At 50.1% G+C, this 26,133-nt stretch carries 22 protein-coding genes and 2 tRNA genes; 4 read left to right on the top strand and 20 right to left on the bottom strand.

The window, feature by feature from the left end; all coding sequences use genetic code 11:
• Positions 1-2: 2 nt before the first annotated feature.
• The 9 genes from QUE62_RS04480 to ispD all read right to left on the bottom strand — a co-directional run bounded on the left by QUE62_RS04480 (position 3) and on the right by ispD (position 8,958).
• Positions 3-1,442, bottom strand: a complete 1,440-nt coding sequence (locus QUE62_RS04480; RefSeq protein WP_286227391.1) for a peptidylprolyl isomerase — start codon at positions 1,440-1,442, stop codon at positions 3-5.
• Between the two features lie 13 nt (positions 1,443-1,455).
• A tRNA-Val gene (locus QUE62_RS04475) sits at positions 1,456-1,531 on the bottom strand.
• 26 nt (positions 1,532-1,557) lie between these two features.
• Positions 1,558-3,990: an endopeptidase La gene (gene lon / locus QUE62_RS04470; RefSeq protein ID WP_108508368.1), complete on the bottom strand. Its 2,433-nt coding sequence runs from the start codon at positions 3,988-3,990 to the stop codon at positions 1,558-1,560.
• 157 nt (positions 3,991-4,147) lie between these two features.
• Positions 4,148-5,512 carry an ATP-dependent Clp protease ATP-binding subunit ClpX gene (gene clpX / locus QUE62_RS04465; RefSeq protein WP_286227390.1) on the bottom strand — a complete coding sequence of 455 codons (1,365 nt, stop codon included), beginning with the start codon at positions 5,510-5,512 and terminating at the stop codon, positions 4,148-4,150.
• A gap of 15 nt (positions 5,513-5,527) precedes the next feature.
• Positions 5,528-6,145 (bottom strand): ATP-dependent Clp endopeptidase proteolytic subunit ClpP, encoded by a 618-nt coding sequence (gene clpP / locus QUE62_RS04460; RefSeq protein ID WP_108508366.1) that lies wholly within the window; start codon positions 6,143-6,145, stop codon positions 5,528-5,530.
• Between the two features lie 30 nt (positions 6,146-6,175).
• Complete coding sequence (gene tig / locus QUE62_RS04455; protein ID WP_286227389.1) at positions 6,176-7,507, bottom strand: trigger factor; 1,332 nt, start codon at positions 7,505-7,507, stop codon at positions 6,176-6,178.
• Positions 7,508-7,558: 51 nt separating this feature from the next.
• Positions 7,559-7,645: transfer RNA gene (locus QUE62_RS04450), tRNA-Leu, on the bottom strand.
• Positions 7,646-7,698: 53 nt separating this feature from the next.
• Entirely contained in the window at positions 7,699-8,193 is a 495-nt protein-coding gene (gene ispF, locus QUE62_RS04445) for a 2-C-methyl-D-erythritol 2,4-cyclodiphosphate synthase (RefSeq protein ID WP_286224640.1), read from the bottom strand.
• Between the two features lie 9 nt (positions 8,194-8,202).
• Positions 8,203-8,958, bottom strand: a complete 756-nt coding sequence (ispD, locus tag QUE62_RS04440; RefSeq protein WP_286227388.1) for a 2-C-methyl-D-erythritol 4-phosphate cytidylyltransferase — start codon at positions 8,956-8,958, stop codon at positions 8,203-8,205.
• Between the two features lie 46 nt (positions 8,959-9,004).
• On the opposite strand from ispD, the gene mfd reads away from it, so the two are divergent.
• On the top strand, positions 9,005-12,619 hold the full coding sequence (mfd, locus tag QUE62_RS04435; protein ID WP_286227387.1) for a transcription-repair coupling factor: 3,615 nt from the start codon (positions 9,005-9,007) through the stop codon (positions 12,617-12,619).
• Positions 12,620-12,632: 13 nt separating this feature from the next.
• The gene (serB, locus tag QUE62_RS04430) at positions 12,633-13,505 is read left to right on the top strand and encodes a phosphoserine phosphatase SerB (RefSeq protein WP_286262472.1); all 873 of its coding nucleotides are present in this window, start codon (positions 12,633-12,635) and stop codon (positions 13,503-13,505) included.
• A gap of 3 nt (positions 13,506-13,508) precedes the next feature.
• On the opposite strand, the gene QUE62_RS04425 is transcribed toward serB, so the two are convergent.
• From QUE62_RS04425 to QUE62_RS04395, 7 genes are all read right to left on the bottom strand, one after another.
• Entirely contained in the window at positions 13,509-14,693 is a 1,185-nt protein-coding gene (locus QUE62_RS04425; protein WP_286262561.1) for an acetyl-CoA C-acyltransferase family protein, read from the bottom strand.
• Between the two features lie 51 nt (positions 14,694-14,744).
• Positions 14,745-16,103, bottom strand: coding sequence for a 30S ribosomal protein S12 methylthiotransferase RimO (gene rimO / locus QUE62_RS04420; protein ID WP_286262471.1), 1,359 nt, complete (start codon positions 16,101-16,103; stop codon positions 14,745-14,747).
• A gap of 49 nt (positions 16,104-16,152) precedes the next feature.
• Entirely contained in the window at positions 16,153-16,713 is a 561-nt protein-coding gene (gene phaR, locus QUE62_RS04415; RefSeq protein WP_286224634.1) for a polyhydroxyalkanoate synthesis repressor PhaR, read from the bottom strand.
• 44 nt (positions 16,714-16,757) lie between these two features.
• A complete protein-coding gene (locus QUE62_RS04410; protein ID WP_286224633.1) occupies positions 16,758-17,498 on the bottom strand; it encodes a 3-ketoacyl-ACP reductase in 741 nt (246 codons plus the stop codon).
• Between the two features lie 29 nt (positions 17,499-17,527).
• Positions 17,528-19,144 carry a class I poly(R)-hydroxyalkanoic acid synthase gene (phaC, locus tag QUE62_RS04405; protein ID WP_286262559.1) on the bottom strand — a complete coding sequence of 539 codons (1,617 nt, stop codon included), beginning with the start codon at positions 19,142-19,144 and terminating at the stop codon, positions 17,528-17,530.
• 142 nt (positions 19,145-19,286) lie between these two features.
• The gene (pgeF, locus tag QUE62_RS04400) at positions 19,287-20,078 is read right to left on the bottom strand and encodes a peptidoglycan editing factor PgeF (protein WP_286262469.1); all 792 of its coding nucleotides are present in this window, start codon (positions 20,076-20,078) and stop codon (positions 19,287-19,289) included.
• A complete protein-coding gene (locus tag QUE62_RS04395; protein ID WP_286262467.1) occupies positions 20,075-21,109 on the bottom strand; it encodes an RluA family pseudouridine synthase in 1,035 nt (344 codons plus the stop codon). The genes pgeF and QUE62_RS04395 overlap by 4 nt, the downstream gene beginning before the upstream one ends.
• 35 nt (positions 21,110-21,144) lie before the next feature.
• On the opposite strand from QUE62_RS04395, the gene QUE62_RS04390 reads away from it, so the two are divergent.
• Positions 21,145-21,969, top strand: coding sequence for an outer membrane protein assembly factor BamD (locus QUE62_RS04390; RefSeq protein WP_286262556.1), 825 nt, complete (start codon positions 21,145-21,147; stop codon positions 21,967-21,969).
• Here QUE62_RS04390 and alr read toward each other — a convergent pair.
• Positions 21,962-23,047, bottom strand: a complete 1,086-nt coding sequence (gene alr, locus QUE62_RS04385; protein WP_286224727.1) for an alanine racemase — start codon at positions 23,045-23,047, stop codon at positions 21,962-21,964. The genes QUE62_RS04390 and alr overlap by 8 nt on opposite strands.
• 48 nt (positions 23,048-23,095) lie before the next feature.
• Between alr and lplT the strand changes: the two genes are divergently transcribed.
• The gene (gene lplT / locus QUE62_RS04380) at positions 23,096-24,415 is read left to right on the top strand and encodes a lysophospholipid transporter LplT (RefSeq protein WP_286262466.1); all 1,320 of its coding nucleotides are present in this window, start codon (positions 23,096-23,098) and stop codon (positions 24,413-24,415) included.
• On the opposite strand, the gene QUE62_RS04375 is transcribed toward lplT, so the two are convergent.
• From QUE62_RS04375 to tsaB, 3 genes are read right to left on the bottom strand one after another with little or no spacing between them, the layout of a single operon-like run.
• A complete protein-coding gene (locus tag QUE62_RS04375) occupies positions 24,416-24,916 on the bottom strand; it encodes a DNA polymerase III subunit psi (protein ID WP_286262463.1) in 501 nt (166 codons plus the stop codon).
• Positions 24,906-25,433 (bottom strand): ribosomal protein S18-alanine N-acetyltransferase, encoded by a 528-nt coding sequence (rimI, locus tag QUE62_RS04370; protein WP_286227381.1) that lies wholly within the window; start codon positions 25,431-25,433, stop codon positions 24,906-24,908. Before rimI ends, QUE62_RS04375 begins: the two co-directional genes overlap by 11 nt.
• Complete coding sequence (tsaB, locus tag QUE62_RS04365; protein ID WP_286262461.1) at positions 25,393-26,118, bottom strand: tRNA (adenosine(37)-N6)-threonylcarbamoyltransferase complex dimerization subunit type 1 TsaB; 726 nt, start codon at positions 26,116-26,118, stop codon at positions 25,393-25,395. The genes rimI and tsaB overlap by 41 nt, the downstream gene beginning before the upstream one ends.
• Positions 26,119-26,133 lie beyond the last annotated feature (15 nt).

The raw sequence follows: 26,133 nt of genomic DNA, 5'->3' as shown, positions 1-26,133 counted from the left end.
TATTACTTCAGAGGATTGATAACCTTCACATCTGCCAAGATGCGCATGTGATTGAGGAAGGCTGCAAACTCAGCTTGGGCTGCAAGAGCTTCCATTTGCTGTGCTTGTGCAGCTCTCATTTTAGGGTCTGCAGCTGGTGGTTGGCGCACTTGATCAATGCGATACAAAGTGATTCCGCCATCCGAGCCTTGAGCAGATACCACGACAGGTAGTTTGGCTGGATCAACCGCCATGACCGCATCGAGTTGTGGGCCAATCAGATCGATTGGCTTATTACGCGAGACCCATACTGGCTTACCAAAACCATTGGTGTCATTCGGGTTCTTTTGTAGGGCCTCAAAGCGCGTGCCCGCTGCTTCGGCTGCTAGTTTTTGGGCAGCCTTCAGACTGTATTGGCGGCGCACTTCAGCACTCACCTCTTTGTAGGGTAAAACTTTAGAGGGGTTGAACGTTACTACGCGCGCCGATACAAAGGTGCCAGGGGCAATTTGTACTGCTTCGATATTACGTTTGTTCTTGAGTGCTTCATCATTAAATAGCGCTTGCACCACGCGTCGGTCATTCATGGGATGATCTTTGGAAAGACTCGCTTGACCATTACGCCCCACCCCTTTGGCCGACTGAATGGAGAGCTTTAATTTATCCGCTGCTGGTTTAAGACTGTCTGCTTGATCATAGGTGATGTTGGCGAACTGATCAGCCTTGTCATTAAATACTTTAGCGTCTTCTTTCGGATCAGCTTTGAGAACCAGGAACTCCACATCAATGGTCTCAGGAGACTCAAAGAGTTTGGTATTAGCTTGGTAATACTCCTGCAGTTGAGCATCGGTTGGGTTCACTTTGTTTACAAACTCATTGGCTGTAAATCGTAAAGATTGAACCTGACGTTCGGTCTCATACATGGTTGAGATCATGCTCGCTAATTTTGGATTTGGTAACTCGGTACGCGCCACTGCGGTAACCAGTTGCTGAATCATGAGATCAAAGCGTTGAGCGTTCTCAAATTGATCAACGGTCATGCCCACATTGGCTAATAGTTGACGATAGCGGGCAGAGTCAAAACTACCATCGGGTTTGTACATGGCTTTGATCTCTGGGATCTGCGCTAAGCTTTGACTGAGGTAGGCATTGCTAATACTGAGTTTGAGGTCGCGCACGGCAAATGCCAAGAGACGCTGCTGGATCAACTCATCCAATACGGCTTGTCGGAAGGGCAAACTCTGCGCAATCTGAGTAGTCCCACCAAAACGCTCAGCTTGGCGCTTAGCATTGTTATCCACCTCTTGGGTGGTAATGGGTTTGCCATCGATCTTGACAAGATCTGTATCTTTGTCAAAGAAATCTGTATAGCTCGAGATACCAAAGAGCGCAAATGATGGGACGATAAAGATCAACAGAATGATCTGCGCTAGTTTTTGGTGTTTACGAACGGAGTCGAGCATGGATTAAAAAGAATGGTGGGTGCTAACGGGATCGAACCGCTGACATTCTGCGTGTAAGGCAGACGCTCTACCAGCTGAGCTAAGCACCCTTAAAACTGACAACCGAGATTGTAACTTAATGTTTGATGACGTCTCCACTCGCAGGGCTGCTGGTTTGCTTAGCAGCCTCGGCGGCCTTTTTAGCTAACTCCTCAGGGCTGGGATCGGGTAGAGGCTCGGCCTTGCGCTCTAAGGCAAGTTCCAAGACCTTATCAATCCAGCGAACTGGGACAATCTCGATCGCATTCTTCACATTATCCGGAATATCAATTAAATCTTTGACGTTCTCTTCCGGAATCAGGACCAACTTAATCCCGCCACGGTGTGCTGCCAAGAGTTTTTCTTTCAGGCCGCCAATTGGAAGGACCTCGCCTCGTAAGGTGATCTCACCAGTCATGGCAATGTCTGAACGTACAGGGATTCCGGTAAATACCGAGACCAGTGCGGTGGTGATTGCAATACCTGCCGATGGACCATCTTTGGGGGTGGCACCCTCCGGGAAGTGAATATGAATGTCCTTCTTCTCAAAGGCCTCATCCACAATACCGAGTCCCTTGGCGCGCGAGCGCACCACCGTTCTGGCAGCCTCGACGGATTCTTTCATCACATCACCAATGGAGCCAGTACGAGTGATCGTGCCTTTACCTGGCATCAGAGCTGCTTCAATCGTGAGCAAATCACCACCAACCTCTGTCCATGCCAGACCCGTAACCTGCCCAACTTGGTTCTCCTTTGCGGCGGAGCCAAAGTCAAACATGCGTACCGATAGGAATTTCTCGAGATTATCAGCATCGACTTTGATCGGTGCACTCTCTTTTTTGAGGAGCAACATCTTCACGGTCTTGCGGCAGATTTTGCTAATCTCACGCTCGAGTGCACGAACACCTGCCTCGCGCGTGTAATAACGAATGATGTTCCGAATTGCGCTCTCATCAATGGTGAGTTCACCGTCTTTCAAGCCATTGTTCTTATTTTGTTTTGGAATGAGGTAGTTCTTCGCAATACTGAGTTTCTCATCCTCGGTATAACCGGCTAGGCGGATTACTTCCATGCGATCGAGCAGGGGCCCCGGGATATTAAGTGAATTGGCAGTTGCCACAAACATCACATCCGAGAGATCAAAGTCCACTTCAACATAGTGATCTTGGAAGGTATGGTTTTGCTCTGGGTCCAGAACCTCAAGCAGAGCGCTCGCGGGATCGCCACGGAAATCCATACCCATCTTATCCACTTCATCAAGTAGGAACAATGGATTACGAACACCAACCTTAGTGAGACTACTCAGAATCTTGCCTGGCATTGAACCAATATAGGTACGACGATGCCCCCGAATCTCCGACTCATCCCGGACGCCACCCAAGGCCATGCGCACAAACTTACGGTTCGTTGCGCGTGCAACCGATTGTCCAAGTGAGGTCTTACCGACTCCGGGCGGTCCAACCAAACATAGAATGGGTGCTTTCACGCGATCTACCCGTTGCTGAACCGCAAGGTACTCCAGAATGCGCTCTTTGACTTTGTCGAGCCCATAATGGTCCTCGTTCAATACCTTTTCAGCATTACTCAAGTCGTTATTAATTTTGCTCTTCTTGCGCCATGGCAAGTTCACCAAGGTATCGATGAAGTTACGGATCACCGTTGCCTCTGCCGACATCGGTGACATGAGTTTTAATTTCTTGAGCTCAGACTCGGCCTTCTTCAAAGCCTCTTTGGGCATGCGTGCCGCTTTAATGCGCTTCTCCAGCTCTTCAAGGTCTGCGCCTTCTTCGCCCTCACCCAGTTCTTTCTGAATGGCTTTCACCTGCTCGTTGAGGTAGTACTCGCGCTGACTCTTTTCCATCTGGCGCTTCACGCGACCACGAATCCGCTTCTCAACTTGCAAGATATCGATTTCGCTCTCAAGATCTGTTAAGAGACTTTCTAAGCGTTGCATCACACCGTTCATTTCCAATAGGCGCTGCTTTTGCTCAAGTTTTACTGGCAGGTGTGCGCAAATGGTGTCGGCCAAGCGGCTGGGATCATCAATTCCTGCAAGCGATGCCAAGATCTCTTGGGGGATTTTTTTATTAAGTTTGACGTATTGATCAAACTGAGCCATGATCGCACGGCGCAGTGCTTCAGTCTCGTGCGCGTCGACCACTTCAATCTCTTTAGGAGTGGCTTCGCAACTGAAGTAGCCCAAGCTATCTTCAATCTGACTGACTTCAGCCCGTTGCGAGCCTTCAACGAGAACCTTCACGGTACCGTCCGGGAGTTTGAGCATTTGCAGGATGCTGGCAATGCAGCCCACCTCATACAGGTCCTCAACCGAGGGCTCATCTTTGGCGGCGGCTTTTTGTGCTACCAGCAAGACACTCTTGCCGGTCTCCATCGCGGCCTCAAGAGCCTTGATCGATTTTGGGCGACCCACAAACAATGGGATCACCATATGGGGAAAGACCACCACGTCCCTTAAGGGCAACAAAGGTAACTGGATGGGTTCAGAAGGAAGTAATAATTGTCCTGGCATTGCGTTGTTCTCCAGTTAGTTCATGACTAGCATACTACCTATGTGGGGAGTTCATCGAAAAACTCAATACCAATCATACAAAAAAGATCAAAAATACCCCAAATTAGGGTTCATTTTGCAAAAACGGCTTAATTTCAGAGAGTTTTATGACAAAGGCCTAAGCCTTTTTGCTTAGGGATGACTCCGCGTCATCGCCACCCTGCTTGTACACAATCAAAGGCTTAGCGCCAGATTGCACGGTACTGTCGTCAATCACAACTTTTTGGACATTCTTCATCGATGGAAGTTCGTACATCACATCCATCAGCACGCCTTCGAGCAGAGATCGCAGGCCTCGGGCACCAGTTTTACGAGCAATCGCCTTCTTCGCAATCGCACTTAAGGCCTCGGGGCGAACCTCTAACTCCACACCCTCCATCCCAAGCAAGGCTTGGTATTGCTTTACCAGTGCGTTTTTAGGTTCGGTCAAAATGGCGACCAGGGCGGTTTCATCAAGCTCCGCTAAGGTTGCAAGTACTGGCAAACGTCCAATTAACTCCGGAATCAAACCAAACTTGATGAGATCTTCGGGTTCTACTTCTGCCAAGAGCTGGCCAATACCTCGACTGTCTTTGGCAGCAACTTCTGCTCCAAAACCAATACCCGTCTTTTGGGTGCGCTGCGCAATGACTTTCTCTAGGCCATCAAAGGCGCCACCACAGATAAAGAGGATGTTGGTGGTATCGACTTGCAAGAAGTCTTGATTAGGGTGCTTGCGTCCACCTTGGGGTGGCACTGAGGCCATCGTGCCCTCAATCAACTTGAGTAGAGCCTGTTGCACACCCTCACCCGAGACATCGCGGGTAATCGATGGGTTATCCGATTTACGAGAGATCTTATCGATCTCATCGATATACACAATGCCGCGCTCGGCCTTCTCAATGTTGTAGTCGCAGTTTTGCAAGAGCTTCTGAATGATGTTCTCAACATCCTCGCCCACGTATCCAGCTTCGGTCAATGTAGTAGCGTCAGCCATCACAAACGGCACATCCAGCATGCGGGCCAAGGTCTGTGCCAACAAGGTTTTACCGGAACCGGTGGGGCCAATTAATAGAATATTGCTCTTGGCTAACTCCACACCGTCCACCAAAGGCTTGTTATTACCAGCTTGCGCGGCAGTTTTCTTGTTATCTTTAGGTGCTTCCGCTTTGTCGCCCTCTGCTTTTTTCACTTTCGGTGGGGGCAGATGCAATAAGCGCTTGTAATGGTTGTAAACAGCGACTGCTAAGGTTTTCTTGGCGAGATCTTGACCGATTACATATTGATCAAGGTTTAAGCGAATCTCTTGAGGGGATGGTAAGGCATCTCCTTTGTTAGCCAGCGGCTCTTTCGCAATTTCTTCTTGAATAATATCGGTGCATAGATCGATGCACTCGTCACAAATAAACACCGATGGGCCAGCAATTAGTTTTTTGACCTCATGCTGGCTTTTGCCACAGAAGGAACAGTAAAGCGTTTTATCCGTGGTGGTAGTTTCGCTCATCGCTTAATCTAGGTATTAGCTACCGCGCTGATCGATCACTTTATCAACCAGGCCATAATCACGTGCTTGCTCAGCTGACATGAAATTATCGCGATCGGTATCTTTAGCGATGGTCTCGATCGTTTGGCCTGTGCGTTGCGACAAGATCGTGTTCAAGCGTTCGCGCAAGTACAAGATCTCGCGAGCTTGGATCTCAATATCGGAGGCCTGACCGCGTGCACCACCTAATGGCTGATGAATCATCACGCGCGCATTGGGCAAGGCGTAGCGCTTGCCCTTTTCACCAGCGGCCAGCAAGAAGGCGCCCATGCTGGCAGCCATTCCCATGCACAAGGTACTCACATGGGGTTTGATAAATTGCATGGTGTCATAGATTGCTAAACCAGCAGAGACCGATCCACCAGGAGAATTGATATAAAGCGAGATCTCCTTGTCGGGGTTCTCGCTCTCCAGAAATAGTAATTGCGCAATCACTAAGTTGGCGGTTTGATCATTGACCTCACCCACCAGAAACACCACCCGCTCTTTTAATAGACGTGAGTAGATGTCGTAGGCACGCTCTCCTCGTCCGGAGGTTTCTACCACCATCGGGACTAAACCAAGGGCTTGGGTCTCAAGTGCGCTCATGCTCATTGACTTTCTAGATTGATCATTTGTACTAGATTAACTCATTTTGCTGAGCTCTTCGAAACTAACCGATTTGTCGGTTACCTTCGCGAGGCTACAAATGTGCTTCACCACGTTCTCCTCGAGAACCACTGCTTCGACCTCCTTGAGGCGGCTCGGATCACTGTAATACCAGCGCACCACCTCTTTGGGATCTTCATAAGTTGCAGCAGTCTCTTCGATAGACGCTTTAATTTGATCAGGGGTCGCGGTTAAGTTATGAAGCTTGACAAGATCCGACAGAATCAATCCAAGACGCACGCGCTTGTCAGCCTGCTCAGCAAACATCTCGGCAGGAATCGGCGCATCCTTTGCATTGGGGACGCCGCGTTGCATCAGGTCCTGACGCGCGCCTTCTACTAAGCGTTCTTGCTCGCTAGTAATTAGTGATTTAGGCACATCGAGTTGGCATTGCTTGATTAGCTCTTCCATGACCTGATTCTTAAGGAGAGCCTCGCTGCGCCGCTTCACCTCACGCTCCATATTGGCCTTAATCTCACTGCGCATCTTCTCGACGCCACCTTCGGTAATCCCAAGGGATTTGGCAAACTCATCGTCAACAGGAGGTAAATGAGGCCAGGCGACATCCTTGATGGTGATTGTGAACTGAGCTGTTTTACCTGCCACTTCTTTACCATGGTATTCCGCTGGGAAGCTTAAAGGGAAGGTTTTGCTCTCGCCCTTTTTAAGACCTAAGGCTGCGGCCTCAAACTCGGGCAACATCTGACCGGCACCGATTACGAATTTGAAGTCGTCGGCTTTACCGCCTGCAAACTCCACACCATCAATCGTGCCCACAAAATCAAGAGTGACTTGATCATCTTTTTGAGCACTCGTGTCAGCACCGCCGTCACCATGCTCGCCTGCCTCACCACGCGAGTGGTAATGCACGCGCTGTTTACGCAACACATCCAATGCGCGATCGATTTCTGGATCGTTCACATCGGTGGTGTAGCGGGTTAATTCGGAGCCACTGAAGTCCCCAATCTTCACTTCCGGCAAGACCTCAAAGAAAGCGTCGAAGACCACTTCGTCGGCACCAATCTCACTTTTGGGTTCTAAGCGGGGCTGGCTAGCTAATTTGATTCCTTCTTTTTTGCTGACCTCATAAAAGAGTTGCGAGGCTTTGTCGTACTGAACCTCAAAATCTACTTGCAGGCCATACTGCTGCTCCACCATTTTCTTGGGCACCTTACCTGGACGAAAGCCAGGCATCTTCATGGATTTACCAATCTTATTTAAACGTGCTTCGCGTGCTTGGTTCACATCAGCACGATTAAATTGGAGAGTAATTTTGCGGTCTAAGCTACCTAAGTTTTCGATTTGCACTGCAGCCTCTTTAATGAAGGTTAGATGTGAAGACTAAGCCAAGCAGCCGTGTGGTGCGAGGAGGGGGACTCGAACCCCCACACCATTTCTGGCGTCAGGACCTAAACCTGGTGCGTCTACCAATTTCGCCATCCTCGCTATTTCAGCGATGCAGACACGAACCGGCTCAGAATTCACGTAAAAGGTAGATTCTACAATGCCTTATAGAGGAGAGCCACGGCGTGGACTGCGATTCCCTCACCCCGACCCAGATGGCCTAGGGATTCATTGGTTTTGGCTTTCAAATTAATGTGGCTGTCGGTCACCTTCAGGTCACTCGCAATGTGGCGCACCATCTCCGGAATATACGGAGCTAATTTTGGTTTTTGACAGATGACAGTAGCATCGACATTGCCAACCTGATACCCCACAGCTTGGACCTTTTGTAAGGCTGCTCGCAGTAGCACTCGGCTATCCATGTCTTTGAAGCGCGCATCGTCATCGGGGAACATTTGCCCAATGTCATGCAGACCAGCGGCACCCAAGAGTGCATCAGTAATGGCGTGCAGGAGTGCGTCAGCATCCGAGTGGCCAAGTAGACCCTTTTCATAGGGAATGGTTACTCCCCCCAGAATCAATTTGCGATCGGGTACCAGAGCATGAATGTCATACCCCTGCCCGATCCGAAATGGAATGCTGCTTGTCATGGCACTATTTTACCGACGCTCACTGAGAACTAGCTCCATCAACTCCCAATCTGCAGGATGGGTTACCTTGAAGTTCCGGGTAGCGCCCTCGACCAAAAGAGGTTGCCCACCTAAGCGCTCAATCGCGCTCGCTTCATCGGTAATATTGGCCCCCGCTTCAATGGCCTGACTTAATGCATCATGGAGCACTTTGAGAGGAAACATCTGTGGGGTTTGTGCTTGCCACAGATGCGAGCGATCAATCGTCGTCTTGGCACGCATCGCATCGTGCGTGGTCTCTTTCATCGTATCGGCAACCGGCATTGCTAAGAGACCACCGGATTGCAATGTCTGATGGTGACTCTCAGTTTGCTCTTGAGCTTTGACTAAAGTGATGAGCCTGGCAATCAATTCAGGGGTGATTCCTGGGCGGGCTGCATCGTGCACTAATACCCAATCCTGCGGATCAACTCCTAGATCAAGCATTGCCGCAAGTGTATTTAAGACCGTTTGCTGCCGAGTGGGGCCACCTGTTTCCAGGAATTCAAAGCGTTTAACCGGATGAGGGTAACGTGATTTAAGGTCATGAATCAAAGAGTTTGAGCCAGGACTCATGCCGATCCAGACCGAGTTCACCTTAGGGCAGGCAAAGAAAGCATCCAAGGCATAAAGCAACATGGGCTTACCTGCCAAATGCCGAAACTGTTTAGGCTGATCGCCACCCAAGCGTACGCCCATGCCCGCAGAGGGCAATACGGCATGGCAAGGTTTAGTTAGTGTTGCCATGGCAGGTTCAGAATGGGATACATACCTGATTCTATAATGCTTCTAGATGTCGGATGCTGTCAATCCAGCGGCAGCGCCAAGGCCTGCTGCTTTACTTACACCCCCTATTCCCGTGCTACGGGCGGGGCAGCGCTTTACCTTCGATTCCATTGTTGGCTCAGCCGATGCCGCGCTTCTCGCACAAATGGCAGGCGCCTATCGCAGCAATTACAGCCAGTTTGTGGTGCTCTGCGCCAATGCGACCGATGCCCAGCGCTTACTGGAGGAGATTCCGAGCTTTGCTCCGCAATTGCGCATTCGCTTACTGCCAGATTGGGAGATCCTGCCCTACGATCATTTCTCACCGCATCAAGATTTAATCTCCGAACGCTTGGCCACTCTCTATGAAATGCAAAACGGCACGTGCGATCTGATCCTAATGCCAGTGACCACCGCATTGCAGCGGCTTGCCCCACCCGCATTTTTATCCGCTCATACTTTTTTCTTTTGCCAAGGCGAGCGCTTAAATGAAGAGGCTCTGCGTTTGCAATTGCAACAGGCAGGTTACGATCCCGTTAGTGCAGTGATGCGCCCTGGCGAGTACAGCATTCGGGGTGGCTTAATTGATCTGTTCCCAATGGGGTCATCCCTACCCTATCGCCTCGATCTCTTTGGCGATGAGATTGAACATATCCGTGCTTTCGATCCAGATACGCAACGCAGCTTGTATCCAGTGAAAGAAATCCGTTTATTGCCTGGTCATGAGTTTCCATTTGATGAGGCCTCACGCACTGCCTTTCGGGGGCGCTGGCGGGAGTATTTTGAGGGAGACCCAACGCGCTGCTCAATCTACAAGGATGTAAGTACTGGAATTCCGACGGCGGGGATTGAGTCTTACCTGCCGCTGTTTTTTGATGAGACCGCCACCGTCTTTGATTACTTTGTACGCAGCGATCAAGAGGATAGTCGCAGCGATATTTGTCTTGGCTATGTGGGTGATATTGAAACCAGTATCACGCAGTTCTGGAAAGATACCGAGCAACGCTATGCTTTTCTAAAGCACGATCTCGAGCGTCCTGTGCTAAAGCCTCAGGATTTGTTCTTGAGCTTAGAGCAGTTTTATACGATTGCGAAGTCCTATCCGCGCTTTGTGCTCCAAACGCAAGCCGCATTGGATTCAACGACGGAACCTGTCTTTACCCAATTACCAGATGTCGCCATTCATCGACGCGATGCCGATCCCCTCAAGCGCTTGCGGCAATTAGTTTCTCAAAATGAATGGCGCATCCTAATTTGTGCAGAGAGTGCAGGACGACTCGAGTCAATTCGGCAACTCATTGAAGAGAGTAATTTAGGGTCTTCTGAAGATGCAGCGTTTGCTTTACACCCACAGGGTGTAAACACCATCGCTGATTTTGTAAAAGGTGATGAGCGCTTTGGGTGTTGCGTATCTCCCCTCTTTAATGGCTTTGTATGGCAACCCCAGCAATTACTCATCATTACGGAGGCTGAGCTCTTCACGCAAACGGCGCGTCAGCGTCGGGGTAAGGAAACCAGCAATACCGATCCCGATACCCTCTTTAGGGATTTATCCGAGCTCAAGGTCGGCGACCCTGTGGTTCATGTCGAACATGGCATTGGTCGTTACCAGGGCTTGGTATTACTCAATATGGCGGGTCCTAAAGAAGCACCCGCCTTCGAGGAATTTTTGCATCTCATCTACGCGCACGATGCAACCTTGTATGTGCCAGTCCAACAACTGCATCAGGTCACGCGCTATGCGGGGGCCGATCCGGATTCAGCGCCCTTGCATCAATTGGGCTCTGGTCAGTGGGATAAAGCCAAGCGCAAGGCTGCTCAGCAAATACGAGATACGGCAGCAGAGCTTCTCAATCTCTATGCCGCACGAGCAATCCGCAAAGGTCATGCCTTCGAGTTCTCGGCACATGACTATGCCGCGTTTGCAGAGAGCTTTGGCTTTGAAGAAACGCCGGACCAAGCGAATGCGATTGCTGCAGTGATTGGCGATATGACTAGCGGCAAGCCGATGGATCGCTTGGTTTGTGGCGATGTGGGTTTTGGTAAAACCGAGGTGGCACTTCGCGCTAGCTTTGTGGCGGTGATGGGTGGTAAACAAGTGGCGATTCTGGCACCCACTACCCTACTGGCTGAGCAACACGCTGCCACCTGGAAAGATCGTTTTGCCGCCTGGCCAGTTCGGATTGTGGAGCTCTCACGTTTCAAGACTGCTAAAGAGATCAGTGCGGCATTAGCTGCGATTGCTGCCGGTGAGGCTGATATTGTGATTGGTACCCATAAGCTCCTCTCCAAAGAGACGCAATTTGCGCGCCTTGGTTTGGTAATTGTTGATGAAGAACATCGCTTTGGTGTGCGTCAGAAAGATGCCTTGAAGGCATTGCGTGCAGAGGTGGATATCCTCACACTCACTGCCACTCCAATACCGCGCACTTTAGGTATGGCGCTCGAGGGCTTGCGTGAGTTCTCGGTGATTGCGACTGCTCCTCAGAAACGTCTAGCCATTAAGACCTTTGTGCGACGTGAGAGTGATGGTGTGATTCGGGAAGCGGTCTTACGCGAGATCAAACGTGGTGGTCAGGTGTACTTCTTACACAACGAGGTGGAGACCATCCAGAATCGCAAGCAAGCCTTACAGATGCTCTTACCCGAAGCCCGAATTACCGTGGCGCATGGCCAAATGCACGAACGCGAGCTTGAAGCCGTGATGCGAGATTTTGTCACGCAGCGCAGTAATGTCTTGCTGTGTACCACCATCATTGAAACCGGGATTGACGTACCAACCGCCAATACCATCATCATGCATCGCGCTGATAAGTTTGGTTTGGCGCAGCTCCACCAATTGCGCGGTCGCGTGGGCCGCTCGCATCACCAAGCCTATGCTTATCTATTAGTACCTGATCCAGATGCACTCACGAAGCAAGCACGTTTACGCCTAGACGCGATCGTGGCGATGGAAGAACTCGGTTCTGGTTTTTATCTTGCTATGCACGATTTAGAGATCCGTGGGGCTGGTGAGGTATTGGGTGATAAGCAATCGGGTGAGATTCATGAAATTGGCTTTCAGCTGTATACCGAGATGCTCAATCGCGCAGTCAAGTCCTTACGCAGTGGTAAGGAGCCCGATCTCCTCTCACCCATGCAAGCGGTGACCGATGTTAATTTAGGGGCACCCGCTCTCCTGCCTGCGGATTATTGTCCCGATGTGCATGAACGCCTATCGCTCTACAAACGCTTTGCCAGCTGTGAAGCCTTTGATGAGTTGAGCCAGTTGCGTGAAGAACTTGTGGATCGCTTTGGTAACTTACCTGATCCTGCCAAAGCCTTTTACGAGACCCATCGGCTACGCCTTGAAATGGTTCTCTACGGCATTCAGAAAATGGATGCGAGTCCAAATGGCATCCAGGTAAGTTTTATTGCACACCCTCCATTGGATCCCGTGAAATTGATTCGTTTGGTGCAATCCAACCCTCAGGTGCAACTCAATGGCCAAGATCGCATTAAATACTTACCTACTAAGGGGTCCTCGTTTGATCAGCTTGAGCAGCGCATCGAAGCGATTCGACAGCTCATGAAACTCTTAAGCACGGCTCTGGTGGCCTCGGCACATCCTCTACCAACTCCTGCGCTCTCATCGATCGCTTAGGCATAATTGATTTATGGTGTTTTCATCGTCTCACCCCTTCCCCAGTTTGCAGATCTTAGGATCAAAAGCGACTGATCCCCAACTCGTTTCAGGCTTAGAACGTGCTATGCAAACCCTGGGGATTGATTTTCAGCATACTGCGGGGAGATTTTTATTAATGCGCGAGATTGAAGCATTCGAACGCAATGGTCTGCGCCAGTATTGTGCAGAGCGTGGTTGTGATTTGGCCATTCTACCTACTGGCTTTAATCCAAGCACACTGAAAGTCTTGGCCATGGATATGGACTCGACCTTAATCAATATTGAGTGCATTGATGAAATTGCTGACTTTACTGGCAAGAAAGCAGCGGTCGCAGAAATTACTGCGGCCACGATGCGTGGCGAGATCCCAAACTTTGCTGAGAGCTTGCGTCGCCGTGTTGCCCTATTAGAGGGTGCGTCCATCTCGGCTTTGCATTCGGTCTATGAGGAACGCTTACAACTCAATCCCGGAGCCGAGCCCTTGATCAGCGGTGCGCATGAACGTGATATGCACACCCTACTGGTTTCGGGTGGATTCACATTCTTTACCGATCGCATGCAAGAACGCCTTGCCTTATGCGAGACCCATTCCAATCAATTAGAGATTGTGAATCATCAGCTCACCGGTAAGGTCTTGGGTGAGATTGTGGATGGAGCGGCCAAGAATCGGTTTGTGGAAGCGGCGTGTGCACACTTTGATCTCGATAAGCGCGCTGCAATTGTGATTGGTGATGGCGCCAATGATCTATTGATGATGGCCGACTGCGGTTTGAGCGTCGCCTATCGCGCCAAGGCGATTGTTAAAGAAAAAGCCGACGTCGCTTTAGACAACGTCGGCTTGGATGCAGTCCTCGAACTGCTCTAAGGCTTAGAGTCGCTCAAATACCGCGGCAATACCTTGACCGCCACCAATACACATGGTGACTAAGCAATATTTACCGTTGGTGCGATGCAATTCATAAATGGCTTTAGTGGCGATCGCAGCACCGGTGCAACCTACCGGATGACCAAGGGCAACTGCACCACCGTTCACATTGGTCTTTGCTGGGTCCAAATCTAATCCCTTGGTGACAGCAATTGCCTGAGCAGCAAAGGCTTCATTGGACTCAATCACATCCATCTTGTCTAGAGTCAATCCAGCGCGTTGCAAAGCAATCTTGGTTGCGGGAATGGGGCCCTCACCCATGATGTGATTGGGTACACCAGCGACTGCATAAGAGACCAAACGTGCGATTGGCTTTTGTCCAGCTTTGGCAGCCACATCAGCCGCGGCCAAGACCATGAAGGCAGCGCCATCGTTAACACCCGATGCATTTCCTGCGGTGACTGTGCCACCCTCTTTTTTGAAGGCAGGCTTCATCTTCGCTAAGGTCTCCATGGTGGTATCCGGTTTGCAATGCTCATCGGTATCAAACACCACATCACCCTTTCGGGTCTTTAATGTAATCGGTACGATTTGGGATTTAAAGCGACCCTCTTTAATTGCTATTGCTGCACGGCGATGGGATTCAACAGCAAAGGCATCTTGATCCTCGCGTGTAATCTTCCATTTCTCAGCCAAGTTCTCGGCAGTGATGCCCATATGACCCACACCAAAAGGGTCTGTGAGAACGGCGACCATCAGGTCAATCATTTTGGTATCGCCCATGCGTGCACCATTGCGCATTGCAGTGGCTCCATACATTGCACGCGACATCACTTCAACGCCACCGCCCACACCATAGTCATAATCATTGAGCATGATGCCTTGCGCAGTGGTCACAATCGCTTGCAATCCAGAACTGCACAAACGATTCACTGCCATCGCGACCGAATCCATTGGCAGCCCCGCTTGAATTGCAGCCACGCGAGAGACATAAGCGTAGCGTGAGTCAGTTGGCATAGTATTACCGACCGTCACATAATTAATCTTGGCAGGATCGGCGCCAGAACGGGCAACGGCTTCTTTCATCACCACACCAGCCAACTCTGATGGCTCCATGCCACTGAGACTGCCGCCATAACTACCGATTGCAGAACGCGCTGCACTTAAGACCACGACTTCACGACTCATCATTGTTCCCTTCTTTACAGATTAGCCCAATAGCTAGTTTTAGCTCATTATCTACACTTGCACAATCAGATCATGCCCTTGCGTATCAAGGACGGTTGCCTTTACAAACTCCCCAACCCGATACCGCTTGGAAGGCTTGCTGGGTGCAAGAATTCGCACAATCCCATCAATTTCTGGGGCATCGGCCGCACTCCGACCAATCCCACCCTCTGGGGTCACATGATCAACCAATACCCGAATGCGTTGGTCGACTAATCGCCGTAAGCGCCGGCTCGATTGCTCCTCAGCAAGCGCCATAAAGCGAGAGCGCCGCTCCTCGCGAATGGGCTCTGGGACAGGGTTGTCGAGCGCATTCGCAGTAGCACCCTCCACCGGTGAATAAGCAAAACATCCGGCTCGATCGATTTGCGCCTCTTCCATAAATTGCAATAAGGCTGAAAACTCCTCTTCGGTCTCCCCGGGAAATCCAGCAATAAAGGTACTGCGGATCACCAGGTCAGGACAAATCGCACGCCATGACTGGATTCGGTCCAGATTTTTTTCACCACTGGCGGGTCGCTTCATGCGCTTGAGGACATCTGGGTGTGCATGCTGAAATGGAATATCAAGATACGGTAAGAGTCCAAATCCCGTATCCTTGAATTGAGCCATGATCGGCAAAATCTGATCAACATGCGGATAGGGGTACACGTAATGCATCCGCACCCAGGCTTGATGCGATATGGCGAGCTCATGAAGTGCAAGTGCCAAATCGTAAAGACGGGTCTTAATGGGTTTGCCATCCCAAAAACCGGTGCGGTACTGAATATCCACACCATAGGCACTCGTGTCTTGCGAAACCACCAAGAGCTCTTTAACTCCCGACTCAAAAAGTTTTTGTGCTTCTTGCAACACATCGCCGATGGGACGCGATACCAAATCGCCTCGCATGCTTGGAATGATGCAAAAGCTGCAACGATGATTACAACCCTCTGAAATTTTTAGGTAAGCGTAATGCTTTGGCGTTAGTTTGATCCCAGCCGGAGGCACAAGATCCAAAAATGGGTCATGCGGTTTGGGTAAATGGGTATGTACGGCTTGCAAGACTTCAGCGGTTGCATGTGGTCCAGTTACCGCTAATACTTTGGGATGGATGCTAGTAATCAGATCGCTACCATCGGCATTTTTCTTGGCACCTAGGCAACCGGTCACGATCACCTTGCCGTTCTCGGTGAGGGCTTCTCCAATCGCAGACAGACTTTCCTCCACTGCAGAGTCAATAAAGCCGCAGGTGTTGACGATCACCAGATCGGCCCCAGCATAGTCTTTTGCGGTCTCATAACCTTCGGCACTTAACTGCGTCAAGATGAGCTCAGAATCCACCAATGCTTTGGGACACCCCAATGAAACAAATCCTACTTTTGCAACCACGAATAATGCCCGATCTTAATGATGTAATGAAAGTCTCTAAGCCCCGTGCTTAGGAGTTGGAATCCGATGTGTCAGATTTGCCTTTGAATGGGAAGCCAGTAAAGAGTTGGTTCGAGCCTTGCATTTGTTCCTGCATTTTTAGGAATAAGTCCTTGCTCTGATCCATATAGTTGGTCATCAAATTTTGCATAAAAGGATTTTGCAAGTTCATCATTTGGGTCCAGGCTTCAGTACCACCACCGGTCATCGACTTGGATTGCTCCGCTAACTTTTGCTGCATATCCATAAAGGATTGCATGGTGCGCTCCAAATGGCTCCCCATCAACCCTTGCATCGAGTGACCATAAAAACGGATCATTTGCTGCAGCATCTGGGTCGTGAAGAGTGGCACCCCGCAGGCCTCTTCCTCAAGAATGATCTGCAAAAGTATGCTGCGGGTCAGATCCTCATCGGTTTTAGCATCGAGAACCTTAAAGCTCTCGGACGCCATAACCAACTGCTTAATGTCAGCAAGAGTTACATAGGTACTCGTCTGGGTATCGTAGAGACGCCGATTGGGGTACTTTTTGATTAGGCGCTCATCGCCAGCCCGTTTTGTTCGTGTAGCCATGGTGATTCCCTTGCTCGCTGTTGCAATGCAGAATTTACCTTAGTTTAGCCTGTATGGATCCCCCCATTGACCGAGAAGTCGGCGCCGGTTGAGAAGGCGCCGTCGTCTGAGGCAATCCAAGCGCAGATTGAGGCAATCTCGTCGGGGGTTCCCAGGCGCTTCACTGGGATTGTGCCGACAATCTTCTCAAGCACATCCTCCCGAATTGCCTTAACCATATCTGTCGCAATATAGCCTGGTGAAACGGTATTCACGGTCACCCCTTTGCTAGCAACCTCTTGGGCTAGCGCCATGGTGAAGCCATGCAAGCCTGCCTTGGCAGTGGAATAGTTAGTTTGACCAAACTGACCCTTCTGACCGTTGACCGAGGAGATATTAATGATCCGGCCCCAGCCGTTATCGATCATGCCATCAATCACTTGCTTGGTTACATTAAAGAGCGAGTTCAGATTGGTATCAATCACCGCCTTCCAATCCTCAGGGGTCATCTTCCGAAACACGCTATCCCGAGTGATGCCGGCATTGTTCACCAAGACATCAACCCGACCTACCTCGGCTTTGACCTTCTCAAAGGCTGCTTTGGTGCTCTCCCAATCGGATACATTACCCTCAGACGCAATGAACTCATAACCCAAGGCTTTTTGCTCACCAATCCAACGATCCTTGCGGGGCGAGTTTGGGCCGCAACCAGCAATCACCTTAAAGCCGCCTTTGGATAAACGCTGACAGATCGCCGTGCCGATTCCGCCCATCCCACCTGTTACGTATGCAATCCGTTGTGCCATCATCTTCTCCTTGTATTCAAATCAATCGATTAAACCTTTTGCGCCTTTTCTTTCACATAGGTGCCAGGTGCTGCAACTAATTTTTTGTACTTGCCATGCCCATAATTTTTCGGTGCAGGAATCTGTTTACCACCATATTGAGCGAGCCACTCGGTAAAGTCGGGCCACCAACTACCGGGCACTTCTTTGGCACCTTTGAGCCATGCATCCGCGGTTTTTGGTAAATCAGAATTAGTCCAATAATTGCGTTTCTTCTTATGCGGAGGATTAATTACACCCGCAATATGACCCGAGGCCCCCATCACAAACCGAATCGGCCCCTTCAAAATTTGAGTACTCTGATAACCCGAGTGCCATGGCACGATGTGATCATCACGTGATGCGTAGATGTAAGCAGGGACCTTGATCTTACTTAAATCAATCTTCTCCCCACAGACCTTGAGCTTGCCGGGTTTGGCTAGATCATTTTGCAAGTAAGTATGGCGTAGATACCAGCAATACATCGGGCCAGGCAAATTGGTGGAGTCCCCATTCCAGTAGAGCAAATCAAATGGCGGTGGCGAGTTACCTTTGAGGTAGTTATCCACCACATAGTTCCACACCAACTCGTTGGGTCGCAAGAAGGAGAAGGTATTGGCTAACTCCAAACCAGATAAGAGGCCATAACGCCCTTCAGCACCACCGATGGATTTCTCACGCAGATTGACCAAGGACTCATCAATAAAGACATCGAGGATGCCTGTGTCCGTGAAATCCAATAAGGTAGTCAAAAGCGTCAGGCTTTCAATAGGATCCTGTTTACGTGCAGCCAGCACTGCGAGTGCGGTGCTCACTAAAGTACCGCCCACACAGAAGCCCAAAATATTGATCTTGTCTTGTTGACTGATTTCCTGCGTAACCCGAATTGCTTCGAGCACGCCAGTACCCACATAGTCCTCCCAGGTAATGCGATTCATGCTGGCGTCTGGATTTTTCCAGGAGACCAAAAATACGGTGTGCCCTTGGCTCACCATATAACGCACTACAGAGTTATCAGGTTGCAAATCTAGAATGTAGTACTTGTTAATGCACGGGGGAACCATTAAGAATGGTCGCTCATAAACCTGATCAGTGAGAGGCTTGTACTGAATCAATTCAAAGAGCGAGTTCCGAAATACCACCGCACCTTCGGTCTGTGCCAAATTTTTACCCACCTCAAAGCCACTCTCATCGGTTTGGCTCACCTTTCCTTTGCCAAGATCACCCAATAAGTTCAAGATCCCCTTTTGAATCGATTGACCTTGGGTCTTGAGAATAGTCTCCAATGCCTCTGGGTTGGTGGCCAAGAAGTTTGAGGGCGATAAGGCATCAATCATTTGATTGGTCGCAAACTCAATACGCTGTCGAGTTTTGGTATCGGTCTGCACGGCTTGCACGAGCTCATTGAGATAACGTGCATTCAATAAATAGGTGGAGACTAGTGCTTTGCTCCAAGGGTTTTGCCAAGCCTCGCCCATAAAGCGTCGGTCTTTGAATTCCAATGCGCTGGGATCTTTACCCAATTTACCAAGGTCTTCGAGATATTTGGTTTGAATTTCGGAGAGCTTGTCTGGGGGAATCATGGCCATGTATTGCGGGGCTAAGCTTGGTGAATTACCCAAATTCATGATGATGGTGATCTTCTTAAAAGTGTCAATCAAACTAAACAGTACGTCTCTATTCTCAGGTGATTATGACGCAAGGGTTATAAGCACTAACCCTAGCATTTATCAGGATCGCTGGGCTGAGATGCGGCAATTACCTTGATTGCTAGGGCTTCGGATTGAACCAAATTAAGCTAGCAAAGCGTCCCGTGGGGGTTTCACGGCGATAGGAGTAAAGACGTTCAGGATCACTGAAGGTACATAAATCGCCGCCATAGACCGCACCAATACCCAAGGCTTGAAGTCGGGATTTGGCAATTCGTGGCAGATCGGCCCAATACTTCTCATGGCTTGAGGTCTGATTAGGAATAAAACATGCGTCGTCGAGTAGATAATCAAATTGCACTGCTGACTCCATAAACGCAGCACGCACTTCACCGCCCACTTCGTAATGTGCCACCGAGATGCTCGGACCAATCCATGCGAGCACATCGGATGCGGTGCTTGAGGACTCTTTGAGAAGTTTGGCTACCGTATTTTCCAGAATACCGGCACATAACCCACGCCAACCCGCATGTGCAGCAGCAACTGCTGTTCCTGATCGATTCGTGAAGAGCACTGGCATGCAATCAGCCGCCAAGATGCTCAACACGGTTTGCGGAGTCGTCGTCACACTCGCGTCCGCCTCAATGATGCAATCGCCGATACCCTCGTGCACACCTTTTGCTAAGACCACATCGGTACCATGCACTTGCTTAATCCAAAATGGTGCTTGCGGTAATAAGGCGTTGAGCAAGGCCCGATTTTGTTGCACAATTTTTAGATCCTCGCCAGCAAATGCCCCTAGATTGAATTGATCATATGGTGCTTGACTAAAGCCACCTTGCCGGGTGGTTGTAAAGGCATGCACATTAGTAGGTGCTGGCCAATCGGGTCTCAGAATACGAAGCGGGCTCATGAGGAGGAGTCATCAAATGGTTTGGGAAGATCTGCGGCATCCATATGCACTTGCGCATGCAGTTCTAAGAGATCATTTGGAATGGGAGCAAACCATCGCATCGGTTCGTGTGTGCTTGGATGCACAAACTCCAACGCAAACGCATGGAGGGCTTGGCGCTTTAGGAGCAATTGACTCGCAGCCGCTGGGATTCGTTTGCGATATACCGGGTCACCTAATAATGGATAAGACAAAGACTCAAGATGAACGCGAATTTGATGGGTTCGACCGGTCTCCAAGCGACACTCCAATAATGAGACCTTACTTTGTTGGTAGGCGCCCAGCGCTAAGCGTTTGTAATGGGTGCGTGCGGCTTTGGCATTGGCTACTCTAGAATCGGCAGGCACCACGGCAATCTTGAGTCGATCGCGCGGGTCGCGTGCCAAGGCAGCGTTAATCGTGCCATGTAATGGGGTGTCGCCCCATACCCAGGCTAGATAGCGCCGCTCCACCAAATGATCTTGCAATAGTCGTACGAGGGCGGTTTGGGCTAATGCTGTTCGGGCCACCACAAAGAGTCCTGAGGTGTCTTTATCGAGTCGATGCACAATCCCAGCACGAGGCAACTGGGCGAGCTCCGGGTAATGAAACAGAAGACCATTGAGTACCGTTCCAGTCCAATTACCAGCCGCGGGATGCATTACCATCCCAGCCGCTTTATTAAAGACCAAGAGATGATCATCTTCATAGATGCAATTGAGTGGAATATCTTCTGGCTCAAATGCATGTTGCTCCGGCATCTCTTGTGGAAAGACCCGAATCGCCTCACCGCCTCGCAAAATCTGGCGAGATTTAACGACCTTGCCGTCAACTAGGACCGCTCCTTGATTGGCCCATGCCTGTATCCGATTGCGGGAGTAGTCGGTTAAAAAATGGGCTAAGACTTTATCTAAACGCTCTCCCGCCCATGCATCCGGGATCTCAAGCGCAATGAAATCCTCATCATCGATATAATCAGAGGGATTCGGATCAGGAGTTTGCGGCAATGCCACGCTGGAAGGACCTTATTGTGTTATCTATTCCCCCTATGGGGCACCATCGTGCTAGTTTAAGGCTTGTTGCTCTTACTTCACTAGTTTCTTCTGTAATGCTTCTCACTTCATGCGCCAATACCAGTACCGATGAAACCTTGGGCTGGTCCGAAGCTAGGCTATATACCGAAGCGCGCGACAAGATGAATGAGAATGATTTTGATAAGTGCGGTCAGTACTTTGAGAAACTGGAGGCGCGCTTCCCCTTTGGTCCCTACTCCCAGCAAGCTCAGATTAATTCCGCGTATTGCTTTTGGAAAGCCCAGGAGCCTGCCCAAGCAATGGTCCAAATCGATCGCTTCATTAAGTTGCACCAAGGTAGCCCCAATTTAGATTACGCGTATTACCTCAAGGGTCTGATCACCTTTAATGACGATTTAGGATTTTTAGGAAAGTTCACGGGACAAGATCTGAGTGAACGTGATCCCAAAGCAGCCAAAGAGGCCTTTGAATCCTTCAAGGTCGTGGTGGAACGCTTCCCCAACAGTAAATACGCCCCCGACTCACTTGATCGCATGCGCTACATCGTCAACTCTTTAGCAGAGGCTGATGTGATTGTGGCGCGCTACTATTACGATCGAGGCGCATACTTAGCTGCTGCCAACCGTGCTCAACTCGTGATTCGGGATTACGATCGTGCGCCAGCGGTTGAGGAAGCACTCTTCATTTTGGTTCAGTCCTATCAAGCCTTGGGGATGTATGACTTAAGCTCTGATGCCATGCGGGTCTTTAAGCTCAATTTCCCTGATAGTCAGATCTTTAAAACGGGCAAGCGCGTTCAGAAAGAGCGCAAGTGGTGGCAGTTCTGGATCACTAAATAATTTCGAGCGGTACCCGAGGCGCAATCGCGCATACCAGTTCGTAGCCAATCGTTTGGGCGTGTGTTGCCACATCATCGACATGCAAGTTTTTACCCCACAACTCTACTTTGGTGCCGACGGTTGCCCAGGGCGCATGGGTGAGATCAATGGTTAGCATATCCATCGAGACCTGTCCCGCAATCGGGCAAAGCCGTGATTGGCTTGGATCATCCGCATAAACCCAGACGGGGGCGCCGTCTTTTGCATGACGGGGATAACCATCCGCATAGCCACAAGCAACCACACCAATTCGCATCCGCCCAGTTGCTCGGAATCGTGATCCATAACCCACTGCGTCGCCCGGCTCTAGATCTTGAATCGCAATGATGGAGCTTGATAGGGTCATCACCGCTTGCAAATTGGCATGGGCAATATCCGCAAACTGACCCGATGGAGAAATCCCATGCAACATAATCCCGGGACGGACCCAATCACCTAAGGCGTTACGATGCCATAAGACCGCTGCCGAGTTAGCCAGCGAGGTCTCACCCGCTAATCCATCGATCGTCTTGGTAAAGCACTCCATTTGAGCACCGACTGAGGGCTCGCGATCAACGTAGTCGGCATTTGCAAAGTGAGTCATATGGTTCATGCGGTGCCCGGCGGCATGAAGCCGATGGTAGGCTAATCGATACGCTTCTGGTCGAAATCCAAGACGATTCATTCCAGAGTTGAGTTTGAGAAAGATGGTGACGGGATGGGCTTGCTTTTCAAGCCAAGTCACTTGATTGGGGTTGTGGACCACCACATCGCAGTCCAGCTCAATCACTGACGGAATATCACCCTCTTGGAAAAGACCCTCTAACAGCAAAATGCGCTTGGTCCAGCCCTGCGACCGCAACCAGCGGGCATCATCGAGATCTAAGACCGCAAATCCATCGGTCTGCGAAAGTCCTGCCAACGCCGCCCTTAGGCTATGGCCATAGGCGCGGGCTTTAACCACAGACCATATGCGAGAATTACCCGCGAGTTCTCTGACCCGCCTTAAATTGTGGCCTAATGCAGCAGTGTCAATCGTTGCCAGAATCGGGCGTTCCAGAAATCTCCCCTTTCATGCTCTAATCTAGTAAATGAAGCAATTGTACGAATGAAACCAGGTTTTTACACCATTATGGCGGCGCAATTTTTTTCGTCGCTCGCCGATAACGCCCTGCTAATTGCGGCCATTGCCCTCTTAGCCCAACTCGCTGCCCCGGCGTGGATGACCCCGCTTCTCAAACTGTTCTTTGTGCTCTCCTATGTATTATTGGCTGCCTTTGTTGCAGCCTTTGCTGATTCCAGGCCCAAAGGTCAGGTGATGTTCATCACCAATACGATCAAAATTATTGGTTGTGCCGCGATGCTTTTTGGCGCTCACCCGTTAGCTTCATATGCGATTGTGGGTCTTGGAGCAGCTGCGTATTCACCAGCAAAATATGGCATTTTGACCGAGCTGCTCCCCCCTGAAAAACTCGTGGCCGCCAATGGCTGGATCGAGGGTTTGACCGTGGGCTCGATTATTGCGGGCACCGTCTTGGGTGGTGTGTTGATTAGCACCAAAGTTTCAGCTTCCCTCATGAGTTTTGATTTGCCTTTGTTTAACACGGGTGTTGATAGCCCTGCTGAATCCGCGATCTCGATCATTATGTTTATTTACCTGATCGCCGCACTCTTTAACTTAAAGATTCCGGATACGGGGGCACGCTACCCAGAGCAGCGCTTAGACCCTATTCAGTTGACCAAAGATTTTTTTGTCGGTTTTCATATTTTGTGGCGCGATCGCTTGGGCCAAATCTCCCTGGCAGTTACCACTCTTTTCTGGGGTGCGGGTGCAACCTTACAGTTCATCGTGCTGAAGTGGGCTGAGACCGCGCTGAATATGAACCTCTCGCAAGGGGCTATTTTGCAAGCAGTTTCTGCCATTGGTGTCGCCGGGGGTGCGGTTTGGGCAGCCTCACGTATTCCATTAAAGTCCGCTTTAAATGTCTTGCCGTATGGCGTCGTAATGGGCCTGCTGGTATGCATCATGGCCATCTACCATATTGAATACATCCCATCAATCGTGCTCTTTAAGATTGGCGCCTTGGAAGTCAACTTTAATCTTCTACCTGCTTATCTCCTTCTGATCACCGTTGGCTGGTTAGCAGGTTACTTCGTTGTTCCAATGAATGCCCTCTTACAGCACCGTGGTCACGTCCTACTTTCTGCAGGTCACTCTATTGCTGTTCAGAACTTCAATGAGAACCTCTCGGTTCTAATGATGCTCATGCTCTATGCCCTGCTGATTTGGTTAGACGTTCCAGTACCCATCGTGATTACCGGCTTTGGTTTAGGCGTTGCCCTCACCATGTGGCTAGTGATTAAGAAGCATCAAGCCAACCAGGCCGAGTATGACTCGCTGCATCTGATTGGCGAAGCCAAGCACTAATTAGAGCGATTGCAATACAGAGCGGGCTAGCAATAGATCTTGCCACAAGAGCGCTTTGTCCTTCGGTCGGCTGAGGCAGTGCGCCAGATCAACGCTGGCGATCAAGGGAATGTCTTGACCAGCAATCTCTAGGACTACATCCCGCAAGTGCGCGAGTGGCTCTTGCTCTCCACTTAAGGTCTGTGCTGCGTGCTCACCGAAGGCAAATGCCACACATGGCAAATGCGTATTCGGTGCTTGCGTATCGGTCGGTGAACGCCATTCCCATTCTTTGGGTAAGAGCCCGAGGGCCAAAATGATGTTCTGGAATAAGCGTTCTTGATCACCACCGGGCGCTTGACCATAAAACAGCCAATACACCTTAGGCTCCAAATTGGAGATGGCCTGATGAGGCTCAGCATTCGGAGACATGCTGGGTGGAGAGACTTCCGCAGCAGAACGCAAAGACCACTCGGTAATGCCCATTTCTTTTAAGTAACGTGAGCGATCGTCAATGTTCATAGGGTTTTGCAGGGCAATCGATGGCTTTGGTCATCACAATCGCGTCTTCACGCGTACTAGAAGAAGATTCTACTGGGTAATAGGCTTTGCGCCGCGCTAACTCTTCATATCCTGCCTTCTCATAGAGTGCGATTGCAGCACGATTACTGGGACGAACCTCAAGCAAAATCCGCGGGATTGATAAATTAGATGCGATCATTTGGATAGCACTCATGAGTCGCAGGCCTATGCCCTGTTTGCGCAGATCCGTATCCACCGTAATATTGAGAAGATGGAGATCATCGACTGCGGGTAGCAAGATGCAATAGGCCCAAATGCGCTTGTCAGGATCGCCTACCTCGCGCAGGCAATATGCCCAATGGCCCGCTTCGATCGAATCGCTAAAGTTTTTGCGCGACCATGGGTGCTGATGCGAAATTGCTTCAATTGCCATGACCGCATCCAGATCGGATTCGGTCATCAGCTCCAGAACCAGCTCAGCCAAGCAAATGACCGGTTGGGGTGCGGCTTGCTGCATCGAGACGTTCTTGGGTAGTGAGAGCCACTTTATTACGAATATAGAGGGGCTCAAGCTGCTCAACCGAAATCGTTTGGTCCGCTTGATAACGCACTTGCGCGAGATCTAAGATGCTAAATGCATTGGGCACTAGCTGCGAATCAATCTGTCGACCTACAAAATGATCCTTGAAATCATCGGCATACTCAGCAAGGGCATTACCGGCAATTAAATCTTGATGGTTATCCTCAATATACTCTGGGGCAGTTAGTTGTATTGGATGAATCGGTTTAGGCTGTGAGGCTTCTATTTGATAGCGAGTCCAATACACTTCACCCATACGGGCATCCAGAGCAATGGTGAATGTCGTGTTTTGAGGCATTTGATGGTGTTGCGCAAACTGCGATGCCATCGCATCAAGACTGGTCACCGGAATTACTGGCAATTGCGAGCCAACCGATAATCCCTGGGCAACTGCAACCGAGAGACGTACTCCAGTAAATGCTCCAGGACCCACACCTACCGCCAGGGCATCCAGATCGGAGAAACGTGCGCCACACTGCTGTAGTAGCTCGCTGCACCATGGCAAGAGATGCTGACTCGCTTTTGATCCAAGTAGCTCATGCCGATACAGAATCGGTTTGTCATCAAAACATAAGGCCACCGAACACCACGAGGTCGAAGTGTCGATGGCCAAGATGCGCATGCTAGATGTCCTGAG

The organism is Polynucleobacter sp. HIN9, from assembly GCF_030297635.1.
In the GTDB taxonomy this organism is placed as follows: Bacteria; Pseudomonadota; Gammaproteobacteria; order Burkholderiales; family Burkholderiaceae; genus Polynucleobacter.
The sequence above is the reverse complement of the archived record's forward strand: the minus strand, read 5'-3'. Positions and strand labels throughout refer to the sequence as shown.

Bases quoted from the DNA above. Each gene is read 5' to 3' on its own strand.
- QUE62_RS04480 (WP_286227391.1), bottom strand. From the start codon at position 1,442: ATGCTCGACTCCGTTCGTAAACACCAAAAACTAGCGCAGATCATTCTG.
- lon (WP_108508368.1), bottom strand. From the start codon at position 3,990: ATGCCAGGACAATTATTACTTCCTTCTGAACCCATCCAGTTACCTTTG.
- clpX (WP_286227390.1), bottom strand. From the start codon at position 5,512: ATGAGCGAAACTACCACCACGGATAAAACGCTTTACTGTTCCTTCTGT.
- clpP (WP_108508366.1), bottom strand. From the start codon at position 6,145: ATGAGCATGAGCGCACTTGAGACCCAAGCCCTTGGTTTAGTCCCGATG.
- ispF (WP_286224640.1), bottom strand. From the start codon at position 8,193: ATGACAAGCAGCATTCCATTTCGGATCGGGCAGGGGTATGACATTCAT.
- ispD (WP_286227388.1), bottom strand. From the start codon at position 8,958: ATGGCAACACTAACTAAACCTTGCCATGCCGTATTGCCCTCTGCGGGC.
- mfd (WP_286227387.1), top strand. From the start codon at position 9,005: ATGTCGGATGCTGTCAATCCAGCGGCAGCGCCAAGGCCTGCTGCTTTA.
- serB (WP_286262472.1), top strand. From the start codon at position 12,633: ATGGTGTTTTCATCGTCTCACCCCTTCCCCAGTTTGCAGATCTTAGGA.
- QUE62_RS04425 (WP_286262561.1), bottom strand. From the start codon at position 14,693: ATGAGTCGTGAAGTCGTGGTCTTAAGTGCAGCGCGTTCTGCAATCGGT.
- phaR (WP_286224634.1), bottom strand. From the start codon at position 16,713: ATGGCTACACGAACAAAACGGGCTGGCGATGAGCGCCTAATCAAAAAG.
- QUE62_RS04410 (WP_286224633.1), bottom strand. From the start codon at position 17,498: ATGGCACAACGGATTGCATACGTAACAGGTGGGATGGGCGGAATCGGC.
- phaC (WP_286262559.1), bottom strand. From the start codon at position 19,144: ATGAATTTGGGTAATTCACCAAGCTTAGCCCCGCAATACATGGCCATG.
- pgeF (WP_286262469.1), bottom strand. From the start codon at position 20,078: ATGAGCCCGCTTCGTATTCTGAGACCCGATTGGCCAGCACCTACTAAT.
- QUE62_RS04390 (WP_286262556.1), top strand. From the start codon at position 21,145: ATGGGGCACCATCGTGCTAGTTTAAGGCTTGTTGCTCTTACTTCACTA.
- lplT (WP_286262466.1), top strand. From the start codon at position 23,096: ATGAAACCAGGTTTTTACACCATTATGGCGGCGCAATTTTTTTCGTCG.
- QUE62_RS04375 (WP_286262463.1), bottom strand. From the start codon at position 24,916: ATGAACATTGACGATCGCTCACGTTACTTAAAAGAAATGGGCATTACC.
- rimI (WP_286227381.1), bottom strand. From the start codon at position 25,433: ATGCAGCAAGCCGCACCCCAACCGGTCATTTGCTTGGCTGAGCTGGTT.
- tsaB (WP_286262461.1), bottom strand. From the start codon at position 26,118: ATGCGCATCTTGGCCATCGACACTTCGACCTCGTGGTGTTCGGTGGCC.